Below are 10,741 nucleotides of genomic sequence, written 5' to 3'. Positions count from 1 at the left end.
CTTCCACCCGTAATGATTGCAACTTTATCTTTTAATCTCATTTAGACTACCTCCTCACTTAGTTTCTAGCTACATTATAAGCAAAAGGTAGATTATTTTCTGTGATATCATCACAAAATATCGCAATAAAAAACCCTGTTGCTCACGCACCAGGGTTTTGGTTTATCCATCCGTATTTAACAAAAGATTAGGCTTCTATTCAACTTCTGAAAACTCATCTTTTCCAACATTACATAATGGGCATTCAAAATCTTCCGGAACATCTTCCCATTTTGTTCCTGGTGCAATACCACCTTCTGGATAGCCCTTCTCCTCATCGTATTCCCATCCGCAAACATCACATACGTATTTCATTCGTTGTTCCTCCTTGTAAATATATTAATACACAGCCTATATTACTGTTATATTTGTGTTGTTCTGTAACCTTAATATGTATAAATGCTTTTAGCATTTCCATAATCCATGCAGGTTACAATATGCATATACTTCTTCTACCTGTTCACCATCGCAAAGACAAAAATCTGCTACCGGCTCCTGCCCTGGATTTAACTGTTTTCTGTATATTCCCTGGTTTGTATTTAATGTAATCCACTCAATGAAATGCTCTTCAATCATTGGATGTTTTGTCTCTCCGACCACGACATGAACATGACTACCTTCTATCGTATATACAGGTACATGCTTCTCGACAGCAGCATCTGTCACTCCGGCTTTTAATTCCTGCATAGGTTCTCCGCAACAAATTACAGGTACACCCTTATCCTTTACCTTTTCAACAATGTTTCCACAATGCTTACAAATATAATACCTTACTTCCATGTGTAAAATTTATAATTCAATTGTCTCCATAATCTTTTTCAATGAATCTGCAGATTCCTTAAGCTTTAACGCTTCCTCGCCACTTAAATTAATAGGTATATCAGACTCAATACCATCTGCACCTACAATAGCTGGCATACTTAACGATACTTCGTCAATATCATATACTCCATGAATCATGTGTGATACAGGAAGTATTGATTTTTCATCTCTCATAATCGCTTCACAGATTCTTTTTACAGACATTGCAATTCCATAATATGTAGCGTGCTTTTTGTTTATAATCTCATAAGCACTGTTCTTGACTGCTGTAGCTATTTCTGCCGTGTTTTCCTTGTGCTTGTAATGTCCACGCATTTCACACATTTCACTTAATGGAACACCAGATACATTGGCTGATGACCATGCTACAACTTCGCTGTCTCCATGCTCACCTACTATAAATGCATGAACACTCCTGCTGTCCACAGATAAATGCTCACCAAGCTTATATCTTAATCTGGCACTATCTAACACAGTACCCGATCCAATAACCCTGTTTTCTGGAAGTCCTGATAACTTTATGGCTACCTGAGTCAGGATATCTACCGGATTCGAAACTACAAGCATGATACCTTCAAAATTTCTCTTTGCTATTTCAGGAATGATTGACTTAAATATTGCTACATTTTTATTTACGAGATCAAGCCTTGTCTCTCCCGGTTTCTGTCCCGCTCCGGCAGATATGACAACAATTGCAGCATCAGCCACATCATCATAATCTCCGGCATATATTTTCATCGGACTAGCAAATGGAATACCATGACTGATATCCATCGCTTCTCCTTCTGCCTTGTTCTTATCTGCATCGATAAGGACAATCTCTGTAAACAAGCCACTCTGCATCAGAGCAAATACCGATGCAGAACCAACAAAGCCACAGCCTATCATTACTGCTTTTTTTGAATTAATCACTTTCTTCATAATAATCTCATCTCCTTAATAATTCTCTTCATGTACTTCAAAATAGCTCTGTGGATGATTACATACCGGACATACTTCAGGAGCCTTAGTTCCTACCACAATATGTCCGCAGTTACGGCATTCCCATACCTTAACTTCGCTCTTTTCAAATACCTGTGAAGTTTCAATATTCTTAAGAAGTACACGATATCTTTCCTCATGGTGCTTCTCAATCTCACCTACTGCCCTGAATTTTGCTGCAAGCTCAGGGAATCCTTCTTCCTCAGCTGTTTTAGCAAAGCCATCATACATATCTGTCCACTCATAATTTTCGCCTTCTGCCGCTGCCACCAGGTTTTCCTTTGTATCACCAATTCCTGCTAATTCCTTGAACCACATCTTTGCATGTTCTTTCTCATTATCTGCAGTCTTTAGAAACAATGCTGACATCTGCTCGTAACCTTCCTTTTTCGCTACAGAAGCAAAATAGGTATACTTATTTCTTGCCTGTGATTCCCCTGCAAATGCCTCCTGTAAATTCTTCTCTGTCTGTGTTCCTGCATATTTGTTTGCTGCCATCTCTTTTATCTCCGTTTTCTTTACTACTTTTTCAAAATCTGATGCCGGGTGCTTGCACAAAGGACATATAAAGTCATCTGGTAATTCCTCGCCTACATATTCATATCCGCAAATTCTGCAACGCCATATTGTCTGACTGTCCTCTGTTTTTCCAACCTCCTGTGGCTTAGGCTTAATATTATTCTGATAATAATCATATGTTACCGAAGGAACATTGCTTAAAACTTCCATATCGGTTATCTCACCGATAAACATCGTATGTGAACCCAAATCCTCTGTTTTAGTAACTGTCACAGAAATGTATGCATTTGTACCTTCTGTAATATAATAAATACCATTTGTGCCCCTGGCACACTGCTCAAATGCTTCAAACTTATTGGTATCTCTTCCTGATTGGAAGCCAAAATGTTTGAACAATTCAAATTGTGCCTTCTGACTTAAGACTGATACAGTAAATTTTCCGGTTCTTTGAATCATATCATGCGTATAATTTGCCTTATTTACACAGATACTTAACTGGTTTGGTTCCGAAGCTGCCTGAATGGCTGTATTAATGATGCATCCGTTATCTTTTTCTGCTTCTTTAGCGGTCAATATAAACAGTCCATAACTCAACTTATACATTGCTTTCCTATCCATGCTGTTCCTCCTTTACCTTCTCCCTGCATTTCGGGCAAATACCTTTAAATGAAATATCATAATCCACAAATTCAATTCCATGAGTGTTATGAATTCTTTCCAGCAAATCCAGTATTTGATCCATATCCACATCAAAAATTTCACCGCACTTTATACATCTTACATGGTAATGATTTTTCAATGTAAAATCAAATCGGTTCGGTCCATCCGGAACTTCAACCTTTCTTAATGCACCTTCCTCTACCAATATATCAAGATTTCTATATACAGTTCCTTTTCCAATTGTTGGATATGCTTCTTTTATAAATTCATACACTTCATTTGCCGTAACGTGTCTTCTCATTTCGTATACGGTATTTCTTACAAGATCTTTTTGAATGGTATTTCTCCTACTTGTCATTCATCCTCCTTATTAGGATTAGTTCTTAATAAGGATTATATACCACTATTATCCTGTTGTCAATAAAAATAGTAATAATTCTCATTATTATAAAAGTCGCCAAACTGAGCATCTTTTACCTGAATAACTATTTTATTTTGCATTCAAATACATATTCTGAATCTGAAGATAAATCAGCCCTAAAAAAAGAGCTTCAGGATCTGGGCGTTACCAAAATCTCTAGCTCTAAAAAAGGGAGTATCCCAAAGAACACTGACTGCAAAATCAGTGTCCTTCTTTCTTCCTTTACATATATTTCATAATAGTCGGCAATAATACATTCATATCTATTGGTTTTGCAACATGATCATTCATGCCACTTGCCAAAGCTATCTTCTTATCTTCTTCAAACGCATTTGCTGTCATTGCAACAATTGGAATCTGCGATTTGTTACCGTCTTTCAGTTCTCGAATTCTCCTGGATGCTTCATATCCGTTCATAATCGGCATCTGAATATCCATCAGAATCAGACTGTAGTAATTTTGCTTTGCTTTGTTAAACATATCAATACATGCAACGCCGTTCTCCGCTCTTTCTATCATGATTCCCTCTTCCGTCAAAAGTTCTGTTGCAATTTCTGCGTTCAAGTCATTATCTTCTACCAGAAGAACCCTTTTTCCTTCCAGTTTTTTGATATTCAACTGACCGTCTGCATGTTTCGGATTCCTTTCTTCCTCATTTGCTATTTTTAATGGAAGCGTGATTGTAAAAGTAGAACCTGCTCCCGGTTTGCTCTGAACTGTGATCTTGCCATTCATTAAATCCACCAGTTTCTTCACGATTCCCATTCCAAGTCCGCTACCTTCTATTCCGCTGTCTGACGAAGATCGTTCCTGTGAAAATGATTCAAAAATATGTTTTTGGAATTCTTCTGACATTCCGATTCCGTTGTCTGCTATGATAAGCTCTAATACACTCCAACCTTCTTTTTCGCCGGGATATTGGTTCAATGTACAGCTTATGTTACCGCCTTCACCCGTGTATTTCACAGCATTACTCAAAATGTTAATCGTAATTTCAGATGATCTTGCATCATCCATATACAGGTATGGATATCGAATGTTCTTATTGACTTTCAGTGTTTGATGTTTTTCTTCTATCGGTTTCCTAAACATATCAATACATAAATCAAAGTTTTTAGAAACATCTGTTATTGTTTCATCCAGCGTTGCTTGGTTGTTTTCGATTCGTGCTAATTCAAGAATGTTATCAATCAAATGCAGCATTTTCTTTCCGCACAATAATATTTTTTCAAAGTAATCCTCTAATATAGTTGGCTCCTTTAAATGTTTCTCTCCCAATTCTGCATATCCAATGATTGCATTCATAGGGGTACGAATATCATGAGACATATTAAACAGAAATGTTGATTTTGCTTTATTAGCTGAATCGGCCAGTCTTGCAGCTTCCTGCAACAGTTTTTGCTGTTTCTGCTCATTTTCTTTTTGCTTCTTATATACAGAATATCCACAGGTACATAATATTAACAAAATACACGCTGTAATGCATCCCAGTACAATACTTAACTTATTCGTCTTCTCAACCATTCCATACGCTTTCTGCATATCCATTTCTATGCAGAAAGCACCTATCACTTCATTAGATTCATCATCCGCTGTCACAGGATAACAGGCTGTAAAAATAGGTCCCCATGTTGTATCAACAATATCCTGAGAATATACTGTTTTTCCAGAAAGTGCTTTTTCTATATAAGGAACCATCTCCTTTTCAATCGGATCTCCTGGATGTCTGACGTCACCAGCCGATGGATCCAGTCCGTCTACAACGTAAATCAATCTACCGTCTTCATTTCTGTTTGCTGTGTAAATATATCTCGTAGAATTCAGCGTTCTGATTTCATTCATATATGTCGACATATTCTTGAATAGTTCTGTATTCTCATCAGCTTTACTTTTTATTTCATTAAAATCTTTTCGTCCCAGTCTGTCATTTACCAGCTTATGAACCGCATCTGCACTGGAAATATCTCGTTCAATTTCTGTTTTCAGAGCAGTTTTGGTATATGCTTGTTGTAAAATAAAAGTATATGCAACAACAACCAAAATCACCATTGCCAGAAGGAATACCAACCGTCCCTCAAAAATTTTCCAATGATTTACCGGATTTTGATCTTTTCTTTTTTGTTTTATATAGTTATTTTTCATCATCGTATTTCACATGCCTTTTACCTAATTTTAATTTAATACAAAACGCCTCAACTCTTCACGTATTTTGCAAACATGGGTTACATTTCCAGACTCATCCCTTTTTTTACAGTAAAAAGCATCCTGTGCCAATTGCCATCACATATACGGTATTCTGTGGAAATGCATTCTTCCGCCTTCAATCAATTCATGCTGGTTCGGATTCATTTTTTTACATTGGTCCCGCCATTTATATGGAGAATTTCAAAGGAACTGGTATTTAATTCAACATAATAGACAGCCGTAAAATCTGCACATATCTTATCCAAAAGCCGTCTTTCCGTCCTCTGTTCTTCCAACGTACTTTTCAGTTTTCTGTTCCTCATATGTACCATTACAGTCAGGATAAGAAGCAGAACGATCAGCACAGTTATAAAAACCAAAACAGTCACAGACTGCGGTTGCCTCATAATCATTTATGACAGGCATTTTGCTTTCTCAACTCTTCGCTTATGGTCTGCTTAATTTTTTCCGCATCCAGCGGCTTTGCAAGATGTGCGTTCATTCCTGCTTCCATACACTTTTCTGCATCTTCCCTAAATGCATTTGCAGTCATAGCAATGATAGGGATTGTTTTTGCATCCTGCCGTTCCAGGGATCTTATTGTTTTTGTGGCAGTAAGCCCATCCATCACCGGCATCATGACATCCATTAAAATAACATCGTATGTTCCTAATTCGCAGGCTTCAAAGTGCTGAACAGCTTCTAACCCATTTTTCACTGTTTCTACTTTAGCCCCATTTTCCGTCAGCATAAATTCTGCTATTTCCGCATTCAGCTCATTATCTTCAACCAATAATATCCGGACACCTGATATATCTGCATCAAAATCTTCTTTTTCTTCCGGCCGTGCATTCGTATCAATTTTAAATGGAAGTATTACAGTAAAACAGCTCCCTTCACCAAGCTTGCTTTCAACTGTTATGGTTCCGCCCATCTTTTCTACAAGTTGTTTCACAATAGGCATTCCCAGACCTGTCCCATTATAATCAGAACGTGGGGAATTATCTGCCTGTACAAATGGAGTAAACAATTCATTTTTTATAAATTCTTCTGACATTCCAATTCCATTATCTTTTATTTTAAATTCACATGTCATGTGATCTTCTGATCTTTCAATCGTTCTCATACTCATGTAAATAAAACCATTCACCTTATTGTACTTCATACTGTTTGTAAACAGATTCATCAATATTTTTTTCAGATGAACTGCATTGCTCCAAACATATATACCACTGTAATCATCATGTTCTCCTATAACATGAAGTCCTTTTTCTTCTGCCTGAAAAGATAGTGACTCCGTGATTTCCTGACATACCTGATCCAGATTGATGGATTCATCACTAAAAACCACGGTATCCGATTCTAACTTTGCCATATCCAAAACATCATTTACCAATGATAATAGCAGTTTCGAAGACTCATTTATTTTATTCAGGCAATCTTTTGCCCGCTCACCATCATTTCCGCTTTTTTCAAGAATTGTAAGCATGCCCATAATGCCATTGATCGGTGTCCTGATGTCATGAGACATGTTATTTAAAAAGGAAGTCTTAGCCTTATTGGCACTCTGTGCTTCTACAAGTGCATTTTGTAATTCCTGCTGTTTTTCTTCAAGCTCCTGATTCAGCTTCAATGCTTGCTCAGCAGACTTCTTGGATTTTTCTTCCGCACGTTTTGATTTTTTCAAAGAATCAAGAATTATACACAGAACAACGAAAAAAGAAATTCCAGCGATAAGTGAAACTGTCAGTAAATTGTCCTGAATAAAATCCTTCGCTGTAACTTTTCGTGAGGAAGCATTATACGAAACTACTGCACCTGAAAATTGAGTTGTAGGCATAGATGTCAGTGTTTTATTCAGAATGGACAAAAGAACCGGCTCTCCCTGCTGAATAGCAAATGGAACATCAGCTTCTTTTGTCAGGAAAACACTATGAAGCTTATTATTTTTCAAATAGTCCGAAACAGTACCTGAATTGCTTACAATACAATCCGTCTCCCCTTTCTGCATTGCTTTTACTGCTGCATCTGATGTTTCATATTCCACAACCTTCCATTGCGGATAATTGTATGAAAGATATGCTTTCAATGCAAAATCATCTTTTTCAACGGCAACTATATTCTCTTTGTTTTCATCAAAAGAATCCTTTGCCGTAATTGCTGCCATATTGAGAGTCAATAGCGTATCCGACAAAGCAAATCCATTTGTTTCTGCAAAGTATGGATTCTGGTTTGCATGAAAAATCAGGTCTATTTTTCCATCCTGCAATGCCTGAAGCAGTTCACTTCTTGTCTCATATCCATTTAATTCAAATTCCAGAGTCTGACCTTGCAGACAATTTTCTGCAAGATCCACATAATCTGTAATAACACCTGTCAGTTTACCTGTTGATGGATCTACACTGCTGATACCTCCATCCTGATTCAGATACCCTATCCGGATTGCACCATGCTGCCCGATCCACTCACTTTCTTCTTTTGAAAGAAACGAGCTGCTCTGTGCAGAAAGATAACGCCTGTAGAGATCATCTGTGTAAAATGGGTTGTCATCCTTGATTCTGCGCATAGCACTATCCAGTGCTTCTTTGATATCCGGACGTTCTGGATTTATAGCGAAATAGATTTCTGTCTCTCCAATACTTGTAAGCGGTGAAATATCCGATTCTTCCCAACGGGATTCTTCTACCGAAACGAAGCAGTCAATTTCATGTTTCGACAGTTTGTCCTTAATTTCTGTGGTTGTAGAAACATTGATATGCTTCGTATGCAGACCATATTTTGATTCCCATTCATTAAGCACATCCTCCACTATATTATCTTTAGACACACCAATATTTTTTCCCTCAAAAGAATCCAAATTTCCTGCTGTAAGATCCATATTGGATGCATCCGTATAGATGTAGTATTTCTCTTCCCCCATAGGCATATCGGAAAAAAGCATATTTTCAGCACGTTCGTCTGTATAGGAAATGTCACCAAGAATATCAATCTCTCCATTTTCCAACTGTGTAAAGCAGTTTTTCCAATCACTTGTTATGTATTTATATGTCCATCCTGCATAACCTGCAATATCTTGAAGATACTCATAACCATAGCCGCTTCTTTCTCCCTTTTCATTGACTACATTATAAGTTTCCTCAAAAGATCCTACCCGGATAACATTGTCAGAGTTTTCTTTGGCAAATGTAGGAACGGATAAAACAATAAAACATATAATTGTGCAAAATATAAAGTAACAAAATTTGAAATTTCTTATATTCTGTACTAATTTGTACTTCTTCATCTTTCTCCCACCCTCCAGGCTACAGTCGCTTGCTTGCTTGCTTGCTTGCTTGCTTGCTTGCTTGCTTGCTTCCAGATTTTAATTTTACATTCATTAATGTTCAATACCCCACAACATTTTTATAGATATCTTTGCGACAGCTTCTGCTGTACTTTTACTATAATTAAACTCTACAGCCAACTTCCTTTATCCCCTCATTTTTTATGATGTTCCAAGCACTTGATCCAAGACAGAAAGTCGTGTCGCATCACTTAATGATATATTTTGTTCCTCTGCCTTTTCCTTCAACTGCAATCACACCCTTTTTCTCCATAGCTTTCAGTAATTGTGTTGTTTTTGATTTGCCAAATGGGACATATGGTGCAATTTCACTTATTGGTTTCAGCATCGTCTTACTTAAAAATTTGTAAATCACTTTTTCGTCTTCGGTTAAATTGACATTCGTTTCAAATATCGGTAGTACAATTTTTATAGCATTTTCTGACACTTCAAATTCTGGTTTTATCAAACTCTCTGCATACAGTTGTTTGATTCGTGTAATTCCTGTCCCAAATATCTCTACTAATCCCAGTCTGTAAAATACATTTGCAAGATTTCTATTTCTTAAAATAGATAGTTTACCTGATAAATATTCTTCTGCCGTTATTCCCGCCGGCAATCCACCAGGAGACACTACTTCTATTTTATCATCAAACATAGAAACTCTGATGTGTGAATTAATATCCCATACCCTATGAATCAAAGCATTTGCAATTGCTTCTCTGAAAGCTGCTTCCGGTATTTTCTCTACCATCTTTCTGTCAGCCCCCTGTATTACTTCATATTGGTAATAATCTCTAAATACAGCAAGTGCTTTTTCATATATTTCTAAAACCGATATATGTTCAAACGTTACTCTTTTTTGAATAATACTGATATTCTCACCGAACTTAACAATATCAATTCCTGAAAAATGATTTTTATCTGCCAAAAGTCCCGCTGCATTATTATAACCATTTATATTGTCATACAGGTTCAATGTCTTTAAAGTATCTTGATTGAAAGTTTCAATGTAAATATTTTCTTTCAGTTTATACTGTAAAATTTTAAAAGATAGCTCCTGATCTTTACAAGGTAATTCTTCGAAGCTAATATTTTTTCCATCTAATACAAGCCTTGAAAATTCCAATGTATCTACCTCTATCGTTGCTGTATCATTTCGTTTGTATGCTTTTGATTTATATAAATACGGTTTTTGAAGACCACTTTTTACAGTAAGTTTTATCGTCTGGTCATTATTCTGTATTTCAAGTGTATAGTTTGGTTGAGGTGATATACTGTCATTGATTTTATTTTCGATATCCAGACAGGCCTGTTTTACATCTAGCAATCCTTTCACATTTCCATTATCATCAACCCCAAAAAGAATTGTTCCACCATTGTAATTCGAAAAGGCACTAACTGTTTTCAAAAAAGTATTCGTAATCGTTTCCTTGAATTCTAATATTCTTGTTTCACGCATAGTAATCGTTCCCTTTCCAACCATAATGATTATATTATATGCAAAAATGCGCAAAAAATCAATCGTATTTTTTTACGATTGATTTTTTAATTGATTTTAAGTGTAGTATTATTTTTTGACCAACTGAATTATGACAACTTTTTTAATTATTCCGATTCGGTCTTCCAAAGGTGTAAATAAGGTGTAAATTATTTGTTTCTATCTAGAAAATCCTACAAAATCTAGTCTTTCTCGCCATACTGTGACATGCTCCCACCACTTAAATCTCTGATTTTAAAGTGGGGGCTTCTTGCTCAATGGCTCTACTGAGCCAAGTATCTACAAGCTATCC

9 protein-coding genes and 1 pseudogene are annotated in these 10,741 nt (G+C 36.5%); all 10 read right to left on the bottom strand.

All coding sequences use genetic code 11. The features are described from left to right. Positions 1-195 precede the first annotated feature (195 nt). The 10 genes and pseudogenes from LI112_RS17225 to LI112_RS17180 all read right to left on the bottom strand — a co-directional run bounded on the left by LI112_RS17225 (position 196) and on the right by LI112_RS17180 (position 10,410). A complete protein-coding gene (locus LI112_RS17225) occupies positions 196-354 on the bottom strand; it encodes a rubredoxin (protein WP_005426676.1) in 159 nt (52 codons plus the stop codon). Between the two features lie 90 nt (positions 355-444). Continuing rightward, positions 445-819 (bottom strand): desulfoferrodoxin family protein, encoded by a 375-nt coding sequence (locus tag LI112_RS17220; protein ID WP_117638864.1) that lies wholly within the window; start codon positions 817-819, stop codon positions 445-447. Positions 820-828: 9 nt separating this feature from the next. After that, complete coding sequence (locus LI112_RS17215) at positions 829-1,782, bottom strand: L-lactate dehydrogenase (protein WP_227191157.1); 954 nt, start codon at positions 1,780-1,782, stop codon at positions 829-831. Between the two features lie 15 nt (positions 1,783-1,797). Continuing rightward, entirely contained in the window at positions 1,798-2,340 is a 543-nt protein-coding gene (rbr, locus tag LI112_RS18585) for a rubrerythrin (RefSeq protein ID WP_117593938.1), read from the bottom strand. Between the two features lie 42 nt (positions 2,341-2,382). After that, positions 2,383-2,964, bottom strand: a pseudogene (locus tag LI112_RS18580) (flavin reductase); the annotation flags it as partial. A 7-nt stretch (positions 2,965-2,971) separates the two neighbouring features. Continuing rightward, positions 2,972-3,379, bottom strand: a complete 408-nt coding sequence (locus LI112_RS17200; protein WP_227191156.1) for a Fur family transcriptional regulator — start codon at positions 3,377-3,379, stop codon at positions 2,972-2,974. A gap of 285 nt (positions 3,380-3,664) precedes the next feature. Next, a complete protein-coding gene (locus tag LI112_RS17195; RefSeq protein ID WP_227191155.1) occupies positions 3,665-5,587 on the bottom strand; it encodes a hybrid sensor histidine kinase/response regulator in 1,923 nt (640 codons plus the stop codon). 297 nt (positions 5,588-5,884) lie between these two features. After that, positions 5,885-6,052 carry a hypothetical protein gene (locus tag LI112_RS17190; RefSeq protein WP_227191154.1) on the bottom strand — a complete coding sequence of 56 codons (168 nt, stop codon included), beginning with the start codon at positions 6,050-6,052 and terminating at the stop codon, positions 5,885-5,887. After that, positions 6,036-8,909: a transporter substrate-binding domain-containing protein gene (locus LI112_RS17185; RefSeq protein ID WP_118051469.1), complete on the bottom strand. Its 2,874-nt coding sequence runs from the start codon at positions 8,907-8,909 to the stop codon at positions 6,036-6,038. The genes LI112_RS17190 and LI112_RS17185 overlap by 17 nt, the downstream gene beginning before the upstream one ends. A 247-nt stretch (positions 8,910-9,156) precedes the next feature. Further along, positions 9,157-10,410 (bottom strand): ATP-binding protein, encoded by a 1,254-nt coding sequence (locus LI112_RS17180; protein ID WP_227191153.1) that lies wholly within the window; start codon positions 10,408-10,410, stop codon positions 9,157-9,159. Positions 10,411-10,741: the final 331 nt, after the last annotated feature.

This window comes from Blautia sp. 210820-DFI.6.14, from assembly GCF_020558815.1.
In the GTDB taxonomy this organism is placed as follows: Bacteria; Bacillota; Clostridia; order Lachnospirales; family Lachnospiraceae; genus Blautia_A; species Blautia_A obeum.
The sequence above is the reverse complement of the archived record's forward strand: the minus strand, read 5'-3'. Positions and strand labels throughout refer to the sequence as shown.